The sequence below is a fragment of the Streptomyces sp. NPDC085596 genome (assembly GCF_044541565.1).
In the GTDB taxonomy this organism is placed as follows: Bacteria; Actinomycetota; Actinomycetes; order Streptomycetales; family Streptomycetaceae; genus Streptomyces.
In genome coordinates, this window is the sequence record NZ_JBITTC010000011.1 from 155,784 (window position 1) to 173,216 (window position 17,433).

Sequence of the window (17,433 nt, forward strand, 5' to 3'; positions counted from 1 at the left end):
GACACGTCCCGCCGCCCGTGGGAATAGAAGACGCTCACCCCCGGTTTTGGGGGATGGCGCCAGTCCTGGCAGACTGGTACGTCGGCTCCGGTTCACGCGCCCGCATCCCGCGGTGGCGACCCGGCGCCCTCCCGAACCTAGGAGACACCTTGAAGCGCGACATCCACCCCGAGTACGTCGAGACGCAGGTCAGCTGCACCTGTGGCGCCTCGTTCACCACTCGTAGCACCATCGACTCCGGCACCATCCGTGCCGAGGTCTGCTCCGAGTGCCACCCGTTCTACACGGGCAAGCAGAAGATCCTCGACACCGGTGGCCGTGTGGCCCGCTTCGAGGCCCGCTTCGGCAAGGCTTCCGGCTCCAAGAAGTAGCGAGCCCCCGAACCGCCGGTCCACGGTCGCGCCCCGCGAGGGGCGCGCCCAGGGACCGGCGTTTTTGGTCGCCCGCCAGCCCTTCACCCGCAGTGCAGTACAGGAGCCGAAAGATGTTCGAGGCCGTCGAGGAACTCGTCGCCGAGCACGCCGATCTGGAGAGCAAGCTCGCCGACCCGTCGGTGCACGCCGACCAGGCAAACGCTCGCAAGCTGAACAAGCGCTACGCCGAGCTGACCCCGATCGTCGGCACCTACCGCTCCTGGAAGCAGTGCGGGGACGACATCGAGACCGCGCGCGAGCTGGCGGCCGACGACCCCGACTTCGCCGCCGAGGTCAAGGAGCTGGAGAAGCAGCGCGAGGAGCTCACCGAGAAGCTTCGCCTGCTGCTGGTCCCGCGCGACCCGAGCGACGACAAGGACGTCATCCTGGAGATCAAGGCCGGCGCGGGCGGCGACGAGTCCGCCCTGTTCGCCGGTGACCTCCTGCGCATGTACCTGCGCTACGCCGAGCGGGTCGGCTGGAAGACCGAGATCATCGACGCCACCGAGTCCGAGCTGGGCGGCTACAAGGACGTCCAGGTCGCCGTGAAGACCAAGGGCGGCCAGGGCGCCACCGAGCCCGGCCAGGGCGTGTGGGCCCGCCTGAAGTACGAGGGCGGGGTGCACCGCGTGCAGCGGGTGCCCGCCACCGAGTCCCAGGGCCGCATCCACACCTCCGCCGCGGGCGTGCTCGTCACCCCGGAGGCCGAGGAGGTGGAGGTCGAGATCAACGCGAACGACCTGCGCATCGACGTCTACCGCTCCTCCGGCCCCGGCGGCCAGTCGGTCAACACCACCGACTCCGCGGTGCGCATCACCCACCTGCCCACCGGTGTGGTCGCCTCCTGCCAGAACGAGAAGAGCCAGCTCCAGAACAAGGAGCAGGCGATGCGCATCCTGCGTTCCCGGCTGCTGGCCGCGGCCCAGGAGAAGGCCGAGGCCGAGGCCGCGGACGTCCGCCGCAGCCAGGTCCGCACGGTCGACCGCTCCGAGAAGATCCGCACGTACAACTTCCCGGAGAACCGCATCTCCGACCACCGCGTCGGCTTCAAGGCGTACAACTTGGACCAGGTGCTGGACGGCGAGCTGAACGCGCTGATCCAGGCGTGCGTCGACGCCGACTCGGCGGCGAAGCTCGCGTCCGCGTAAGAAGCGGCACCGCCCACGCAAGGCCACGCAGGACCACGCACGAGGACCGGAGGAGAAGCGTGCAGCAAGACTTCGGGGGGCGACCCCCGAGCCCCCGCAGCGTGCTGCTCGCGGAGGTGGCCCAGGCCACCCAGCGGCTGGCCGCCGCCGGAGTTCCCTCCCCGCGCACCGACGCCGAGGAGCTGGCCGCGTTCGTGCACGGCGTCAAGCGCGGAGCCCTGCACACCGTGCAGGACTCCGACTTCGACGCCCGGTACTGGGAGGTCATCGCCCGCCGCGAGCAGCGCGAACCGCTCCAGCACATCACCGGGCGGGCCTACTTCCGCTATCTGGAGCTCCAGGTCGGCCCCGGTGTCTTCGTGCCCCGGCCGGAGACCGAGTCGGTGGTCGGCTGGGCGATAGACGCGGTACGCGCCATGGACGTCGTCGAGCCCAGCATCGTCGACCTGTGCACCGGCTCCGGCGCCATCGCGCTGGCCCTCGCCCAGGAGGTGCCGCGCTCACGGGTGCACGCGGTCGAGCTGTCCGAGGACGCGCTCAGGTGGACCCGCAAGAACACCGAGGGCTCCCGGGTCGACCTGCGCCAGGGCGACGCCCTGTCCGCCTTCCCGGACCTCGACGGCCAGGTCGACCTGGTCATCTCCAACCCGCCGTACATCCCGCTCACCGAGTGGGAGTACGTCGCCCCCGAGGCCCGCGACTACGACCCCGAGCTGGCCCTGTTCTCCGGCGAGGACGGGCTGGACCTCATCCGGGGCATCGAGCGCACCGCGCACCGGCTGCTGCGCCCCGGCGGGGTCGTCGTCATCGAGCACGCCGACACCCAGGGCGGCCAGGTGCCGTGGATCTTCACCGAGGAGCGGGGCTGGGCCGACGCGGCCGACCACCCCGACCTCAACAACCGCCCCCGGTTCGCCACGGCCCGCAAGGCGACGCCGTGACCACCGCCCGGAACCACCACCAGAGTTACGTGTACGAGGAGGCCCGCTAGACATGGCACGGCGATACGACACCAATGACGCCACCGACCGCGTGACGGGCCTGCGCGAGGCGGCCGCCGCCGTGCGCCGGGGCGAACTGGTGGTGCTGCCGACCGACACGGTCTACGGCATCGGCGCCGACGCGTTCTCCTCGGAAGCCGTCGCCGACCTGCTCGCCGCCAAGGGCCGGGGCCGCAACATGCCCACCCCCGTGCTCATCGGCTCCCCGAACACGCTGCACGGCCTCGTCACCGACTTCTCCGAGCTGGCCTGGGAGCTGGTCGACGCCTTCTGGCCCGGCGCGCTCACCCTGGTCGCCCGGCACCAGCCGTCCCTCCAGTGGGACCTCGGCGACACCCGTGGCACGGTCGCGGTGCGCATGCCGCTGCACCCGGTCGCCATCGAGCTGCTCACCGAGGTCGGCCCGATGGCCGTCTCCTCCGGCAACCTCACCGGCCACCCGGCGCCGGAGAACTGCGACGCCGCGCAGCGCATGCTCGGCGACTCCGTCTCCGTCTACCTCGACGGCGGCCCCACCCCCGGCAACGTGCCCTCGTCCATCGTGGACGTCTCCGGCCCGGTGCCGGTGCTGCTGCGGCAGGGCGCGATCTCCCCGGAGGAGCTGCGGAAGGTCGTACCCGACCTCGAGGTGGCGAATTGACGGCCCCCGGACCGCACGGCCGCGCCGTCCCGCCCGAGCAGGGGGTCACCCCATGCGCGGCATAGGCGGCGCGGATCGCCCGGCGGAGCAGACCACGACGTTCGGGTTCCCGCGCGACACCTTCCGCATCCTCCACGTCAGCACCGGCAACGTCTGCCGCTCACCCATCACCGAGCGGCTGACCCGGCATTTCGTGGCGGAGCGGCTCGGCGTGCTCGGCGGCGGCCTGATCGTGGAGAGCGCCGGCACCTGGGGCCACGAGGGCGCCCGGATGGAGGAGAACGCGGAGACCGTGCTCGCCGAGTTCGGCGCGGACGCCGCCGGGTTCACCGGCCGGGAGCTGCTGGACGAGCACGTCATCATGGCCGACCTGGTGCTGACCGCCACCCGCGACCACCGCGCCCAGGTCATCTCCATGGGCCACTCGGCGGGCCTGCGCACCTTCACGCTGAAGGAGTTCACCCGCCTGGTCCGCGCGATAGACCCAGCCACCCTGCCGCCCCTGGAGGACGGCGTGGTGCTGCGCGCCCGCGCCCTGGTCCGCGCGGCCGCCGCGCTGCGCGGCTGGCTGCTCGCCCCCACCGCCGAGGCGGACGAGGTGTACGACCCCTACGGGGCCCCGCTGCCCTTCTTCCGTTCCGTCGGCGACGAGATACGCGACGCCCTCGACCCGGTCGTCACCGCGCTGACGGGCGTACCCGCCCGCATGTGACGCGCGCCGGGCTCCGGCGCGGGGACGGGCCCGGCGGCCGAGCGTCCGCCTCCACCTCGGCCTACATTGGAGACCTGGGGCCTCGCCCCACGTCACCGTCGACCGTCCGGAGCCCGTCATGTCGGTCACACCCGTGCTGGAAGCGGACACCCTGAGTCGGCAGGACCCCGAGCTGGCCGAGATCCTGCGCGGCGAGCTGGACCGGCAGTCGACGACCCTCCAGCTCACCGCGGCCGAGAACTTCGCCTCGCCCGCCGTGCTCGCCACCCTCGGCTCCGCGCTGGCCAACAAGTACGCCGAGGGCTACCCCGGCGCCCGGCACCACGGCGGCTGCGCGCTGGCCGACACCGCCGAACGCGTCGCCGTGGAGCGAGCCAAGGCCGTCTTCGGCGCCGAGCACGCCAACGTCCAGCCCCACACCGGCTCCTCGGCCGTGCTGGCCGCCTACGCCGCCGTGCTGCGCCCCGGTGACACCGTCCTCGCCCTCGGCCTCGACGACGGCGGCCACCTCACCCACGGCTCGCCCGCGAACTTCTCCGGCCGCTGGTTCGACTTCGTCGGCTACGGGCTGGACCCCGCGACCGGGCTCATCGACCACGACGAGGTGCGCCGGCTGGCCCGCGAGCACCGGCCCAAGGCCATCGTGTGCGGCTCCATCGCCTACCCCCGCCATATCGACTACGCCTTCTTCCGCGAGGTCGCCGACGAGGTCGGGGCCCATCTGATCGTCACCCTCACCCACTCCGCCGGGCTGGTCGCCGGGGGAGCGGCGCCGAGCCCGGTGCCGTACGCCGACCTGGTGTGCGCCACCACGCACAAGACGCTGCGCGGACCGCGCGGCGGTCTGATCCTGTGCGGGGCCGAACTGGCGCAGCGGGTCGACCGCGCCGTCTTCCCGTTCACCCAGGGCGGCGCGCAGATGAACAGCGTCGCCGCGAAGGCCGTCGCGTTCGGTGAGGCGGCCACCCCCGCGTTCGCGGCCTACGCCCACCAGACGGTCGCCAACGCGCGCGTGCTCGCCGGACACCTGGCCGCCGCCGGGTTCACGGTCTCCACCGGCGGCACCGACACCCACCTCATCGTCGCCGACCCCGCCCCGCTCGGCATGGACGGCCGCACCGCGCGCGGCCGGCTCGCGGCCGCCGGTCTGGTGCTGGACTGCTGTGCGCTTGCGCACACCGGCGGCCGGGCGCTCAGGCTCGGCACGGCCGCCGTGACCACCCAGGGCATGGGGGAGCCGGCCATGGCCCGGATCGCCGCGCTGCTGGTCGGCGTGGTCAGCGGCGGGCGGGACCCGGCCGCCGCACGGGCCGAGGTGCGCGCCCTGACCGCCGATTTCCCGCCCTACCCGGAGTGAGGAGAGGTGGCATACAGGTACGGAAGGCCCAGGCCGCAACCGTCGTCGCCACCCGGAAGTCCTCACCATTACCCGTCCCTCGCTAGGGTGAGGGGCTGTGATGGCCAGCGAGATCTGTGGGGATGCCCGTGCGTGAATACCTGCTGACGCTTCTCATCACGGCCGCGGTGACCTACCTGCTGACAGGGCCGGTACGGAAATTCGCGATCGTGGCGGGAGCGATGCCGGAGATCCGGGCACGCGATGTGCACCGGGAGCCCACTCCGCGGCTCGGCGGTATCGCCATGTTCTTCGGACTGTGCGCCGGCCTGCTCGTCGCGGACCACCTGGAGAACCTCAACGAGGTCTTCGTCAACTCCAACGAGCCCCGCGCCCTGCTGTCCGGGGCGGCGCTGATCTGGCTGATCGGCGTGCTGGACGACAAGTTCGAGATCGACGCCCTGATCAAGCTGGGCGGCCAGATGATCGCTGCCGGTGTGATGGTGGTGCAGGGTCTGACGATCCTGTGGCTGCCGGTACCCGGTGTGGGCCTGGTCGCCGTCACCCAGTGGCAGGGCACCCTGCTCACCGTCGCACTGGTCGTCATCACCATCAACGCGGTCAACTTCGTCGACGGCCTCGACGGTCTCGCCGCCGGCATGGTCTGCATCGCCACCGCCGCGTTCTTCATGTACGCCTACCGCATCTGGTACGGCTACGGCATCGAGGCGGCGGCGCCCGCGACGCTGTTCGCGGCGATCCTGATGGGCATGTGTCTGGGCTTCCTGCCGCACAACATGCATCCGGCGCGCATCTTCATGGGCGACTCCGGCTCGATGCTCATCGGCCTGGTCCTGGCGGGCAGCGCCATCTCCGTCACCGGCCAGATCGACCCGGACCGGCTGAACCTGTTCTCCGGTTCCGAGCGCAGCACCGTGCACCAGATGGTGCCCGCGTACATCCCGCTGCTGCTGCCGCTGACGATCATCGCCATCCCGGCCGCCGACCTCGTGCTGGCCATCGTGCGGCGCACCTGGCGCGGCCAGTCGCCGTTCGCGGCGGACCGCGGGCATCTGCACCACCGGCTGCTGGAGATCGGGCACTCGCACAGCCGGGCGGTGCTGATCATGTACTTCTGGTCGGCGCTGATCGGCTTCGGCGTGCTGGCGTACTCGGTGAACTCGGCGTCGATGTGGATCGTGCTCGGGGTGGTCTTCCTCAGCGCCATCGGACTGGTGATGCTGCTCCTGCCGCGCTTCACCCCGCACGCCCCGCGCTGGGCCGAGCGGTTCGTGCCGCCGCGCTACCGCAGGTACGGGGAGTCCGTGGAGGAGGCTGAGGAGTCCTCCGAGGAGGCTGGTGAGGACGCCCCGGCCCTCGCGGAGCCGGCCCCCGTGGCGGCCGTGCCGGGCGTCAACGGGGCGACCGCGATCGGTGCCCGTCCGTATTCCGACAAGGGTCGCAAGGTAAGAATCTGACGAGAGCATTGCCCATTCATGGGGGAGTCGTGGGGGAGCCGTGCGGGGTCAAATTCCCCCAATACCAGACAACTGGGCCCGGCTTCCGCGCGGGCGCACACCATCACCCTCATGTGTGACAGCAGGCACACCCGGCAGGTAAAGACCTCATCAAATAGTTTGTGATACGGTTCACGAGAACCCCGGACAGAACCGAAGGACCTTAGTGCGACGGTCCGTTGGTGCGAGGTAACGATCACCCGGTCCGGGACTACGCTCGTCCATGACGACACCTGCCCCCTGTGAAAGCGGAGTTGCCGCCATGCCGTCCAATGACGCCCGGATTCTTGCCCAGGCCGCCGTGCCCACGGCTGCCGTCGGCGCGATCGCCGCCGTCGTCAGTGGTGTGGTCGCCGGTGGCAAGGGTGCGATCGGGGCCGTCGTGGGCACACTGATCGTCATCCTCTTCATGGGTATCGGTCTTTACGTCCTGCAGCGCACCGCCAGGTCGTTCCCCCAGCTGTTCCAGATGATGGGCCTGATGCTCTACGCGGCCCAACTCCTGCTGCTGGTCGTCTTCGTGGCCGTGTTCAAGAACACGACCCTGTTCAATCCCCGTGCCTTCGCCATCGTTCTCGTGGTGACCACCCTCGCGTGGATCGCCGCACAGGCGCGTGCCCACATGAAGGCCAAGATCCTCTACGTCGATCCCGATGCTCCGTCGAAGGGCGACAAGCCCGAAAAGACGGGGCGTTCGTCGTGAGAGGTAGGGCCGGGATAAAGGCACCGGGGAGATCCTGCTATCGTCCGGTGCCAACTGCGGCATCGCGGGCGCGGGCATCCGAGCTGACGCCTGTTCCACTGCGAGGCGAGATGCCCCCCAGCCGCCCCCACATCCGTAACACCAGTCCCGTGCCGAACCGCGGCCGTACGCCGCGCCGACACAACGAGGTTGCCGTACCCATGCGCCACGATGAAGGAGCCCGCGGTGAGTGCTGACCCGACGCAGACGCTCGCTTTCGACACGAGCTGTCACCTGTTCACCGGGTGCGGCTTCCCGGCTCCGGGCCTGCACTCGTTCCTGTTCAAGCCGCTCTGGGGCGACGCGGACAGCAACCTGTACTTCAACAAGACGATGCTGCTGGCGCTGCTCGGTTCCATCGTCGTCGTGGCCTTCTTCTGGGCCGCTTTCGCCCGGCCGAAGGTTGTCCCGGGCAAGCTCCAGATGATCGCCGAGTCCGGCTACGACTTCATCCGGCGCGGCGTGGTCTACGAGACCATCGGCAAGAAGGAAGGCGAGAAGTACGTACCTCTGGTCGTCTCGCTGTTCTTCTTCGTCTGGATGATGAACCTCTGGTCGATCATCCCGGTCGCCCAGTTCCCGGTGACGGCGATCATCTCGTACCCGGCCGTCCTGGCCCTGATCGTCTACGTCCTCTGGGTCGGTCTGACCTTCAAGCGCCAGGGCTTCGTCGGCGCCTTCAAGAACTTCACCGGTTACGACAAGTCGCTCGGCGCGGTGCTCCCGCTGTCGATGACGATCGAACTGTTCTCGAACCTGCTGGTGCGGCCGTTCACGCACGCCGTGCGACTGTTCGCCAACATGTTCGCCGGTCACACGCTGCTGCTGCTCTTCACGATCGCCAGCTGGTACATGCTGAACGGCATCGGTATCGCCTACTCCGGCGTCTCGTTCGTGATGGTGCTCGTGATGACCGCCTTCGAGCTCTTCATCCAGGCTGTTCAGGCGTACGTCTTCGTACTGCTCACGTGCAGCTTCATCCAGGGCGCGCTCGCCGAGCACCACTGAGCATCCCGCGCCTGACCCATCCAGACATCCGGTGGCCATCCCCCACCGGTCATTGAAAGAGAAGGAAGAACCGGCATGTCCGCTCTCCAGACCCTTGCCGCCGGCGTCGAGATCAAGGGCAACCTCGGCTCCATCGGTTACGGCCTCGCCGCCATCGGCCCGGGCGTCGGCGTCGGCATCATCTTCGGTAACGGCACCCAGGCGCTCGCCCGCCAGCCCGAGGCGGCCGGCCTGATCCGCGCCAACCAGATCCTCGGCTTCGCCTTCTGTGAGGCGCTCGCCCTGATCGGTCTGGTCATGCCGTTCGTCTACCCGAGCTCCTGATCCGACCGACGCCCTTTAGCTAGACGAAAGGCACTGATATGAGCCCCCTGGTTCAGCTGGCGGCTGAGGAGGCCGAGAACCCCCTCATCCCGCCGATCCCAGAGCTCGTCATCGGCCTGATCGCCTTTGTCATCGTCTTCGGCTTCCTCGCCTGGAAGCTCCTCCCGAACATCAACAAGGTTCTGGAGGAGCGCCGCGAAGCGATCGAGGGCGGGATCGAGAAGGCCGAGGCCGCGCAGACCGAGGCTCAGAGCGTCCTTGAGCAGTACAAGGCGCAGCTCGCGGAGGCTCGTCACGAGGCCGCCCGGCTTCGCCAGGAGGCTCAGGAGCAGGGCGCCACGCTCATCGCCGAGATGCGGGCCGAGGGCCAGCGCCAGCGCGAGGAGATCGTCGCCGCCGGTCACACGCAGATCGCGGCCGACCGCAAGGCCGCGTCCGCCTCGCTCCGCCAGGACGTCGGCAAGCTCGCCACCGAACTGGCCGGCAAGCTTGTCGGTGAGTCCCTCGAGGACCACGCCCGGCAGAGCCGTGTGATCGACCGCTTCCTCGACGAGCTCGACGAGAAGGCCGAGGCCACGCGATGAACGGAGCGAGCCGCGAGGCCCTGGCAGCCGCACGGGAGCGTCTCGACGCAGCTACCGACTCCACGTCCGTGGACGCCGCGCAGCTCGCCGACGAGCTGGCGGCCGTCACCGCGCTGCTCGACCGCGAGTCCGGCCTGCGCCGGGCCCTCACCGACCCGGCGCAGTCCGCCGAGGCCAAGGCCGAGCTGGTGCGGCGTCTGATCGGCACCCAGGTGAGCGGTCCGACCGCCGACCTGGTGGCCGGGATGGCCCGCTCCCGCTGGTCGCAGCCCCGCGATCTGGTGGACGCGCTGGAGGAGCTGGCGGACATCGCCGACCTCACCGCCGCGGAGAAGTCGGACACGCTGGACGAGGTCGAGGACGAGCTGTTCCGGTTCGGCCGGATCGTCTCCTCCAACCCCGGCCTGCGTGCCGCGCTGACCGACCGGACGGCGAGCGCCTCGGCCAAGGCCGATCTGGTGCACCGGCTGCTGGGCGGACGGGTCAATCCCGTCACCGAGCGTCTGGTCACCCGACTGGTCACCGCGCCGCGTGGACGTAGCCTGGAAGCGGGACTGGAGTCCCTGTCCAAGCTGGCCGCCGAGCGCCGGGACCGGCTGGTGGCGACCGTCACCTCGGCGGTGCCGCTGAGCGAAGCGCAGAAGCGTCGCCTGAGTGACGCCCTGGCGAAGCTCTACGGCCGCCGGATGCACCTCAACCTGGACGTGGACCCCGATGTGATCGGCGGAATCCGCGTGCAGGTCGGTGACGAGGTCATCAACGGCTCCCTGGCGGACCGGCTGGACGACGCCGCCCGCCGTATGGCGAGCTAGAACTCAACACGTAGTACGTAATTACGGCCCTGGTTGGGCCGTGCAGAGGATTCACCTCGTTCAGGGGGGAGTCCGGAGTCAGACATCCCCCCAAAGTGAAACTTCGGGCCCAACAAGGAGAGCAGGGAACCCAGATGGCGGAGCTCACGATCCGGCCGGAGGAGATCCGGGACGCACTGGAGAACTTCGTCCAGTCGTACAAGCCGGACGCGGCCTCGCGCGAGGAGGTCGGTACGGTCACCGTCGCCGGCGACGGCGTCGCGAAGGTCGAGGGTCTGCCCTCGGCCATGGCCAACGAGCTGCTGAAGTTCGAGGACGGCACCCTCGGTCTCGCCCTCAACCTCGAGGAGCGCGAGATCGGCGCGATCGTCCTCGGTGAGTTCAGCGGCATCGAGGAGGGCCAGCCGGTGCACCGCACCGGAGAGGTCCTCTCGGTCGCGGTCGGCGACGGCTACCTCGGCCGTGTGGTCGACCCGCTGGGCCAGCCGATCGACGGCCTCGGCGAGGTCGAGACCGACGGCCGCCGCGCCCTCGAACTGCAGGCCCCCACGGTCATGGAGCGCCAGTCGGTGCACGAGCCGATGGAGACGGGCTACATGGCGGTCGACGCCATGACCCCGATCGGCCGCGGCCAGCGCCAGCTGATCATCGGTGACCGCCAGACGGGCAAGACCGCCCTGGCCGTCGACACGATCATCAACCAGCGCGACAACTGGCGCACCGGCGACCCGAACAAGCAGGTCCGCTGCATCTACGTCGCCATCGGCCAGAAGGGCTCCACCATCGCCGGCGTACGCCGCGCGCTGGAGGAGAACGGCGCGCTGGAGTACACGACCATCGTCGCCGCCCCGGCGTCCGACCCGGCCGGCTTCAAGTACCTGGCGCCGTACACCGGTTCCGCCATCGGCCAGCACTGGATGTACCAGGGCAAGCACGTCCTGATCGTCTTCGACGACCTGTCGAAGCAGGCCGACGCCTACCGCGCCGTGTCCCTGCTGCTGCGCCGTCCGCCGGGCCGCGAGGCGTACCCCGGTGACGTCTTCTACCTGCACTCCCGTCTGCTGGAGCGCTGCGCGAAGCTCTCCGACGACATGGGCGCCGGCTCGATGACCGGTCTGCCGATCGTCGAGACGAAGGCCAACGACGTCTCGGCGTTCATCCCGACCAACGTCATCTCCATCACCGACGGCCAGTGCTTCCTGGAGTCGGACCTCTTCAACGCCGGTCAGCGTCCCGCGCTGAACGTCGGTATCTCCGTCTCCCGAGTCGGTGGTTCCGCCCAGCACAAGGCGATGAAGCAGGTCTCCGGCCGACTGCGCGTGGACCTCGCCCAGTTCCGTGAGCTGGAGGCGTTCGCCGCCTTCGGTTCCGACCTGGACCAGGCTTCCAAGAACCAGCTGGACCGCGGTCAGCGGATGACCGAGCTGCTGAAGCAGAACCAGTACCAGCCGATGTCCACCGAGGACCAGGTCGTCTCCGTCTGGGCCGGTGGTACGGGCCGCATGGACGACGTCCCGGTCGACGACGTCCGCCGCTTCGACAAGGAGCTGCTGGAGTTCCTGCACCGCAAGCACCAGGGCCTGATGACCTCCATCAAGGAGGGCGGCAAGATGTCCGACGACACCCTGCAGGCCATCGGTGACGCGATCGCGGAGTTCAAGAAGCAGTTCGAGACCTCGGACGGCAAGCTCCTCGGCGACGACACCCCGGCCGCTCCCGCCAAGTGACGTAAGGAAGGGACCTGACTCATGGGAGCCCAGCTCCGGGTCTACAAGCGTCGCATCCGATCCGTCACCGCGACCAAGAAGATCACCAAGGCGATGGAGATGATCGCCGCCTCGCGTGTCGTCAAGGCGCAGCGCAAGGTGGCGGCCTCCAAGCCGTACGCGGACGAGCTGACCCGCGCGGTCAAGGCGGTCGCCACCGGGTCGAACACCAAGCACCCGCTCACCACGGAGGCGGAGAACCCGACCCGTGCCGCGGTCCTGCTCCTCACGAGCGACCGCGGCCTGGCCGGCGCCTTCAACTCCAACGCCATCAAGGCGGGCGAGCAGCTGACCGAGCGCCTCGAGCGCGAGGGCAAGCAGGTGGAGACGTTCATCGTCGGCCGCCGCGGTGTCGCCCACTACAACTTCCGTGAGCGCAAGGTCGCGGAGTCGTGGACGGGCTTCACCGACGAGCCGACGTACGCGGACGCCAAGAAGGTCGCGGCGCCCCTGATCGAGGCCATCGAGACGCCCGACGCGGACGGCGGCGTGGACGAGCTCTACATCGTCTTCACCGAGTTCGTCTCGATGATGACGCAGACGGCGGTCACCCAGCGACTGCTGCCGCTGAGCCTCGACGAGGTCGCGGAGGAGAGCGCCGGCGACGGTGAGATCCTCCCGCTGTACGACTTCGAGCCCTCGGCGGAGGACGTCCTCGACGCCCTCCTGCCGCGGTACGTGGAGAGCCGTATCTACAACGCGATGCTCCAGTCGGCCGCTTCGAAGCACGCCGCCACGCGGCGCGCGATGAAGTCGGCCACCGACAACGCGGGCGAGCTGATCAACACGCTCTCCCGTCTTGCCAACGCGGCCCGCCAGGCCGAAATCACCCAGGAAATCAGCGAGATCGTCGGTGGCGCGAGCGCCCTGGCCGACGCGACCGCGGGGAGTGACCGATAAATGACCACCACTGTTGAGACCGCGGCGGCCACGGGCCGCGTCGCCCGCGTCATCGGCCCGGTCGTCGACGTGGAGTTCCCCGTCGACGCGATGCCGGAGATCTACAACGCCCTGACCGTCGAGGTCGCCGACCCGGCGCACCACGGCGAGAAGAAGACGCTGACCCTGGAAGTCGCCCAGCACCTGGGTGGCGGCCTGGTCCGCACCATCTCCATGCAGCCCACCGACGGTCTGGTCCGCCAGTCCGTGGTGACGGACAGCGGCGACGCCATCTCCGTCCCGGTCGGCGACTTCACCAAGGGCAAGGTGTTCAACACCCTCGGTGAGGTGCTGAACGTCGACGAGAAGCACACCGGCGAGCGCTGGCCGATCCACCGCAAGGCCCCGAACTTCGACGAGCTCGAGTCGAAGACCGAGATGTTCGAGACGGGCGTCAAGGTCATCGACCTGCTCACCCCGTACGTCAAGGGCGGCAAGATCGGCCTGTTCGGCGGTGCCGGTGTCGGCAAGACGGTGCTCATCCAGGAGATGATCTACCGTGTCGCCAACAACCACGACGGTGTCTCCGTGTTCGCCGGTGTCGGTGAGCGCACGCGTGAGGGCAACGACCTCATCGCGGAGATGACCGAGTCGGGCGTCATCGACAAGACCGCGCTGGTCTTCGGTCAGATGGACGAGCCGCCGGGCACCCGTCTGCGCGTCGCGCTGGCCGGCCTCACCATGGCCGAGTACTTCCGTGACGTCCAGAAGCAGGACGTGCTGTTCTTCATCGACAACATCTTCCGCTTCACGCAGGCCGGTTCCGAGGTCTCCACGCTGCTCGGCCGTATGCCGTCCGCCGTGGGTTACCAGCCGAACCTGGCCGACGAGATGGGCCTCCTGCAGGAGCGCATCACCTCGACGCGCGGTCACTCGATCACCTCGATGCAGGCGATCTACGTCCCCGCGGACGACCTGACCGACCCGGCCCCGGCCACCACGTTCGCCCACCTCGACGCGACGACGGTTCTCTCCCGTCCGATCTCGGAGAAGGGCATCTACCCGGCCGTGGACCCGCTGGACTCCACGTCCCGCATCCTGGACCCGCGGTACATCGCGCAGGACCACTACGACTGCGCCATGCGCGTCAAGAACATCCTGCAGAAGTACAAGGACCTCCAGGACATCATCGCCATCCTCGGCATCGATGAGCTGGGCGAGGAGGACAGGCTCGTCGTCCACCGCGCCCGTCGCGTGGAGCGCTTCCTGTCCCAGAACACCCACGTCGCCAAGCAGTTCACCGGCGTGGACGGTTCGGACGTTCCGGTGGACGAGACCATCGCCGCGTTCAACGCGATCTGCGACGGTGAGTACGACCACTTCCCGGAGCAGGCGTTCTTCATGTGCGGTGGTATCGAGGACCTGAAGAAGAACGCGAAGGAGCTGGGCGTCTCCTGACACCCGCGCTTCTGGCCAGGGGGCGGGCACGCCCCGCCCCCTCGGCCACGCCTACCAGAATTGACCCCAACACCCGGCACAACCGCCGGGTGGTGACCCGAGGAGCCAACCTTGGCTGCTGAGCTGCACGTCGAGCTGGTCGCCGCCGACCGGAAGGTCTGGTCCGGCGAGGCCACCCTGGTCGTCGCGCGCACCACGTCCGGCGACATCGGCGTCATGCCCGGTCACCAGCCGCTGCTCGGTGTGCTGGAGTCGGGCCCGGTGACCATCCGCACCAGCGACGGCGGGACCGTCGTCGCCGCGGTGCACGGCGGTTTCATCTCGTTCGCCGACAACAAGCTGTCGCTGCTCGCGGAGATCGCTGAGCTGGCGGAGGAGATCGACGTCCAGCGCGCCGAGCGCGAGCTGGAGCGTGCGAAGGCGGAGGACGACGAGGACGCCCAGCGTCGCGCCGACGTCCGTCTGCGGGCGGCGACCTCCGCGCGCTGATCCACCGCGCCGTGTGACCCATCATTCAGCCGCGGCCGGCCCGGAACATTCCGGTGCCGGTCGCGGCTGAGGTGAATCCGGGTGTTTTTCCGGTTCCATTACCTGGCTCTGCGGTTTCATTACCCTGAGCCGAAAGCAGTTCCCCTACCTGGAAGACGAGGAGGTCGGTGCCGATGATCCTCGCTCTGACTGTGTGCGGAATCGTGGTCGCGCTCGTGGTGGTGGGTCTGTTCCTGTTCGGCCTGCGCCGCAGGCTCATCCAGCGCTCCGGTGGCACCTTCGACTGTTCGCTGCGCTGGGACGTGTCCGAGCAGTCGGACGCGGGCGGCAAGGGCTGGAGCTATGGCGTCGCCCGCTACAACGGCGACCGCATCGAGTGGTTCCGGGTCTTCTCCTACGCCCTGCGCCCGCGCCGGGTCCTGGAGCGCTCGCGGATCGAGGTGGCCGGACGCCGGCTGCCCGAGGGCGAGGAGGAGCTGGCGCTGCTGTCCGACGCGGTGATCCTCGCCTGTGTCCACCAGGGCACCCGCCTCGAACTCGCCATGAGCGAAGACGCGCTGACCGGATTTCTCGCGTGGCTGGAAGCAGCCCCGCCTGGTCAGCGCGTCAACGTCGCTTAGGGGTCAGGCCCCCCGAACTTCCTTACGACAGGCCGTTGCTGAGGGCCGTCACGAGTTCACCGTTGCTGGTGTCCCCGGTGAAGTCCCAGAAGAACGCGCCGCCCAGGCCCTGGTTCTTGGCCCAGCTCATCTTGCCGGCGATGGTCGACGGGGTGTCGTAGGACCACCAGTTGCTGCCGCAGTGGGCGTACGCGGTGCCCGCGACGGTGCCGGTGACCGGGCAGGAGCCCTTGAGCACCTTGTAGTCCTCGATGCCCGGCTCGTAGGTGCCCGGAGCGGCGCCGGTGGCGGTGCCGCCGGGAGCGTCCTGGGTGACGCCGGTCCAGCCGCGGCCGTAGAAGCCGATGCCGATGAGCAGCTTGCTGGCCGGGACGCCGACCGCCTTGTACTTGGCCATCGCGTCGGCGGTGCTGAAGCCCGCCTTCGGGATGCCGCTGTACGAGGTGAGCGGGGAGTGCGGGGCGGTCGGACCCTGGGCGTCGAAGGCGCCGAAGAAGTCGTACGTCATCACGTTGTACCAGTTGAGGTACTGCGACGCGCCCGCGTAGTCGGCGGCCTCGATCTTGCCGCCGTTCGAGCCGTCCGCGGTGACCGCGGCGGTGACCAGGTAGTTGGCGCCGAACTTGGAGCGCAGCGCGGAGGCCACGTTCTTGAAGGCCGCCGAGCCGCTGGTGTCGCACGACAGGCCGCAGGCGTTGGGGTACTCCCAGTCGATGTCGATGCCGTCGAAGACATCGGCCCAGCGCGGGTCCTCGACCAGGTCGTAGCAGGACTGGGCGAACGCGGCCGGGTTCTTCGCCGCCTCGCCGAACCCGCCGGACCAGGTCCAGCCGCCGAAGGACCACAGCACCTTGATGTTCGGGTACTTGGCCTTCAGCTGGCGCAGCTGGTTGAAGTTGCCGCGCAGCGGCTGGTCCCAGGTGTCGGCGGCGCCGCTGACGGACTGGTCGGCGGTGAACGCCTTGTCGTAGTCGGCGTAGGAGTCGCCGATCGCGCACTTGCCGCCGGTGACGTTGCCGAAGGCGTAGTTGATGTGCGTGATCTTGGACGCCGAGCCGGACGTCACGATGTTCTTGACGTTGTAGTTCCGGCCGTAGATGCCCCACTCGGTGAAGTAGCCGAGCTTGACCTTGTCGCCGGTGGCGGGCGGCGGGTTGGTGCCGCCGCCGGTGGTGCGCACGGCGGTCGAGCCGCTCGCCGGGCCGGTCTGGTCGGCGGTGTCACGGGCGCGCACGCTGTAGGAGTAGTCGGTGCCGGCGCTCAGTCCGGTGTCCGTGTACGAGGTGGTGGTGACGGTGGCGACCTTGGTGCCGTCGCGCAGTACGTCGTAGTTCTTGACGCCCTTGTCGTCGGTGGCGGCCGACCAGCTCAGCTTGACCGAGGTGTCGGTCACGGCGGAGGCGGTGGGGGCGCCGGGGGCGGAGGGGGCCGCGTCGCCGGGGACCGTGGTGCCGTCGCAACTGTCGCCGTTGAGACGGCAGTTGCTCGGGGAACCGGAGCCCGCGCCGTTGAAGGCGAAGGAGACGGAGGAGCCGGGGGCGACCGAGCCGTTGTACGACTTGTTCTTGGCCGTCCAGTGGGTGCCGGAGGAGGTGACGTCGGCGTCCCAGGCGGAGGAGACGGACGTGCCCGAGGGGAAGTCCCACTCGATCGTCCAGGCGCTGATGGCCGCGGTTCCGGTGTTCTTGACGGTCCACTTGCCTTCGAAGCCGCTGCCCCAGTCCTGGGACTTCACATAGGTCGCCGTGACGTTCGTGGCGGCCTGGGCGGGAGCGGCGAGGCCGACGAGGCCGGCCAGGGGGAGCAGCAGGGTAACGGCACCCGCCGCGACTCTGTGTCTGAAGCGCATGTGCGCCTCCCTCGATATCGGGGGGATTTCAGGAGGCATGGGGGGCATGACTGAGCCTTCACGCCCATGCTGCCGCGAGAATAGAAAGGTCTGGACCAGCGGTCAATAGGTCTGGACCATTTGTTCCGTAATTCG

The 17,433-nt window shown here is 69.2% G+C and carries 18 protein-coding genes; 17 read left to right on the forward strand and 1 reads right to left on the reverse strand.

From position 1 onward, the window contains the following. The first annotated feature begins 149 nt into the window (after positions 1 to 149). The 17 genes from rpmE (at position 150) to ACIGA3_RS27710 (ending at position 15,449) form a co-directional block, all read left to right on the forward strand. Positions 150 to 371 carry a 50S ribosomal protein L31 gene (gene rpmE, locus ACIGA3_RS27630; RefSeq protein ID WP_388995447.1) on the forward strand — a complete coding sequence of 74 codons (222 nt, stop codon included), beginning with the start codon at positions 150 to 152 and terminating at the stop codon, positions 369 to 371. Between the two features lie 113 nt (positions 372 to 484). Continuing rightward, on the forward strand, positions 485 to 1,561 hold the full coding sequence (gene prfA, locus ACIGA3_RS27635) for a peptide chain release factor 1 (protein ID WP_399720836.1): 1,077 nt from the start codon (positions 485 to 487) through the stop codon (positions 1,559 to 1,561). A gap of 101 nt (positions 1,562 to 1,662) precedes the next feature. After that, a complete protein-coding gene (gene prmC, locus ACIGA3_RS27640) occupies positions 1,663 to 2,502 on the forward strand; it encodes a peptide chain release factor N(5)-glutamine methyltransferase (RefSeq protein WP_399720950.1) in 840 nt (279 codons plus the stop codon). Between the two features lie 52 nt (positions 2,503 to 2,554). Further along, positions 2,555 to 3,202 (forward strand): L-threonylcarbamoyladenylate synthase, encoded by a 648-nt coding sequence (locus ACIGA3_RS27645; protein WP_161145756.1) that lies wholly within the window; start codon positions 2,555 to 2,557, stop codon positions 3,200 to 3,202. Positions 3,203 to 3,254: 52 nt separating this feature from the next. Further along, complete coding sequence (locus ACIGA3_RS27650) at positions 3,255 to 3,914, forward strand: protein-tyrosine-phosphatase (protein ID WP_399720838.1); 660 nt, start codon at positions 3,255 to 3,257, stop codon at positions 3,912 to 3,914. A 118-nt stretch (positions 3,915 to 4,032) separates the two neighbouring features. After that, positions 4,033 to 5,271, forward strand: coding sequence for a serine hydroxymethyltransferase (gene glyA / locus ACIGA3_RS27655; protein ID WP_399720840.1), 1,239 nt, complete (start codon positions 4,033 to 4,035; stop codon positions 5,269 to 5,271). Positions 5,272 to 5,399: 128 nt separating this feature from the next. Further along, positions 5,400 to 6,728 carry an MraY family glycosyltransferase gene (locus ACIGA3_RS27660; protein ID WP_399720842.1) on the forward strand — a complete coding sequence of 443 codons (1,329 nt, stop codon included), beginning with the start codon at positions 5,400 to 5,402 and terminating at the stop codon, positions 6,726 to 6,728. Positions 6,729 to 7,029: 301 nt separating this feature from the next. Next, entirely contained in the window at positions 7,030 to 7,470 is a 441-nt protein-coding gene (locus tag ACIGA3_RS27665; RefSeq protein ID WP_399720952.1) for a hypothetical protein, read from the forward strand. Positions 7,471 to 7,680: 210 nt separating this feature from the next. Further along, positions 7,681 to 8,517, forward strand: coding sequence for a F0F1 ATP synthase subunit A (atpB, locus tag ACIGA3_RS27670; protein WP_399720844.1), 837 nt, complete (start codon positions 7,681 to 7,683; stop codon positions 8,515 to 8,517). Positions 8,518 to 8,592: 75 nt separating this feature from the next. Next, on the forward strand, positions 8,593 to 8,841 hold the full coding sequence (locus ACIGA3_RS27675) for an ATP synthase subunit C (RefSeq protein ID WP_030610088.1): 249 nt from the start codon (positions 8,593 to 8,595) through the stop codon (positions 8,839 to 8,841). Between the two features lie 38 nt (positions 8,842 to 8,879). Continuing rightward, positions 8,880 to 9,425 carry a F0F1 ATP synthase subunit B gene (locus ACIGA3_RS27680; protein WP_217461617.1) on the forward strand — a complete coding sequence of 182 codons (546 nt, stop codon included), beginning with the start codon at positions 8,880 to 8,882 and terminating at the stop codon, positions 9,423 to 9,425. After that, positions 9,422 to 10,237 carry a F0F1 ATP synthase subunit delta gene (locus ACIGA3_RS27685; RefSeq protein WP_399720846.1) on the forward strand — a complete coding sequence of 272 codons (816 nt, stop codon included), beginning with the start codon at positions 9,422 to 9,424 and terminating at the stop codon, positions 10,235 to 10,237. Before ACIGA3_RS27680 ends, ACIGA3_RS27685 begins: the two co-directional genes overlap by 4 nt. A 134-nt stretch (positions 10,238 to 10,371) precedes the next feature. After that, complete coding sequence (gene atpA, locus ACIGA3_RS27690) at positions 10,372 to 11,964, forward strand: F0F1 ATP synthase subunit alpha (RefSeq protein ID WP_399720847.1); 1,593 nt, start codon at positions 10,372 to 10,374, stop codon at positions 11,962 to 11,964. Between the two features lie 21 nt (positions 11,965 to 11,985). Further along, on the forward strand, positions 11,986 to 12,903 hold the full coding sequence (locus ACIGA3_RS27695) for a F0F1 ATP synthase subunit gamma (protein WP_399720848.1): 918 nt from the start codon (positions 11,986 to 11,988) through the stop codon (positions 12,901 to 12,903). Further along, on the forward strand, positions 12,904 to 14,340 hold the full coding sequence (gene atpD / locus ACIGA3_RS27700) for a F0F1 ATP synthase subunit beta (RefSeq protein WP_399720849.1): 1,437 nt from the start codon (positions 12,904 to 12,906) through the stop codon (positions 14,338 to 14,340). A gap of 111 nt (positions 14,341 to 14,451) precedes the next feature. Then, positions 14,452 to 14,829 (forward strand): F0F1 ATP synthase subunit epsilon, encoded by a 378-nt coding sequence (locus ACIGA3_RS27705; protein WP_399720851.1) that lies wholly within the window; start codon positions 14,452 to 14,454, stop codon positions 14,827 to 14,829. Between the two features lie 173 nt (positions 14,830 to 15,002). Then, on the forward strand, positions 15,003 to 15,449 hold the full coding sequence (locus ACIGA3_RS27710; RefSeq protein WP_399720853.1) for a DUF2550 domain-containing protein: 447 nt from the start codon (positions 15,003 to 15,005) through the stop codon (positions 15,447 to 15,449). A 22-nt stretch (positions 15,450 to 15,471) separates the two neighbouring features. On the opposite strand, the gene ACIGA3_RS27715 is transcribed toward ACIGA3_RS27710, so the two are convergent. Beyond that, positions 15,472 to 17,298 (reverse strand): glycosyl hydrolase family 18 protein, encoded by a 1,827-nt coding sequence (locus ACIGA3_RS27715; RefSeq protein ID WP_399720855.1) that lies wholly within the window; start codon positions 17,296 to 17,298, stop codon positions 15,472 to 15,474. Between the last annotated feature and the right edge of the window lie 135 nt (positions 17,299 to 17,433).

Bases quoted from the DNA above. Each gene is read 5' to 3' on its own strand.
- prfA (WP_399720836.1), top strand. From the start codon at position 485: ATGTTCGAGGCCGTCGAGGAACTCGTCGCCGAGCACGCCGATCTGGAG.
- ACIGA3_RS27645 (WP_161145756.1), top strand. From the start codon at position 2,555: ATGGCACGGCGATACGACACCAATGACGCCACCGACCGCGTGACGGGC.
- ACIGA3_RS27650 (WP_399720838.1), top strand. From the start codon at position 3,255: ATGCGCGGCATAGGCGGCGCGGATCGCCCGGCGGAGCAGACCACGACG.
- glyA (WP_399720840.1), top strand. From the start codon at position 4,033: ATGTCGGTCACACCCGTGCTGGAAGCGGACACCCTGAGTCGGCAGGAC.
- ACIGA3_RS27665 (WP_399720952.1), top strand. From the start codon at position 7,030: ATGCCGTCCAATGACGCCCGGATTCTTGCCCAGGCCGCCGTGCCCACG.
- atpB (WP_399720844.1), top strand. From the start codon at position 7,681: ATGAAGGAGCCCGCGGTGAGTGCTGACCCGACGCAGACGCTCGCTTTC.
- ACIGA3_RS27675 (WP_030610088.1), top strand. From the start codon at position 8,593: ATGTCCGCTCTCCAGACCCTTGCCGCCGGCGTCGAGATCAAGGGCAAC.
- ACIGA3_RS27680 (WP_217461617.1), top strand. From the start codon at position 8,880: ATGAGCCCCCTGGTTCAGCTGGCGGCTGAGGAGGCCGAGAACCCCCTC.
- ACIGA3_RS27685 (WP_399720846.1), top strand. From the start codon at position 9,422: ATGAACGGAGCGAGCCGCGAGGCCCTGGCAGCCGCACGGGAGCGTCTC.
- atpA (WP_399720847.1), top strand. From the start codon at position 10,372: ATGGCGGAGCTCACGATCCGGCCGGAGGAGATCCGGGACGCACTGGAG.
- ACIGA3_RS27695 (WP_399720848.1), top strand. From the start codon at position 11,986: ATGGGAGCCCAGCTCCGGGTCTACAAGCGTCGCATCCGATCCGTCACC.
- atpD (WP_399720849.1), top strand. From the start codon at position 12,904: ATGACCACCACTGTTGAGACCGCGGCGGCCACGGGCCGCGTCGCCCGC.
- ACIGA3_RS27710 (WP_399720853.1), top strand. From the start codon at position 15,003: ATGATCCTCGCTCTGACTGTGTGCGGAATCGTGGTCGCGCTCGTGGTG.
- ACIGA3_RS27715 (WP_399720855.1), bottom strand. From the start codon at position 17,298: ATGCGCTTCAGACACAGAGTCGCGGCGGGTGCCGTTACCCTGCTGCTC.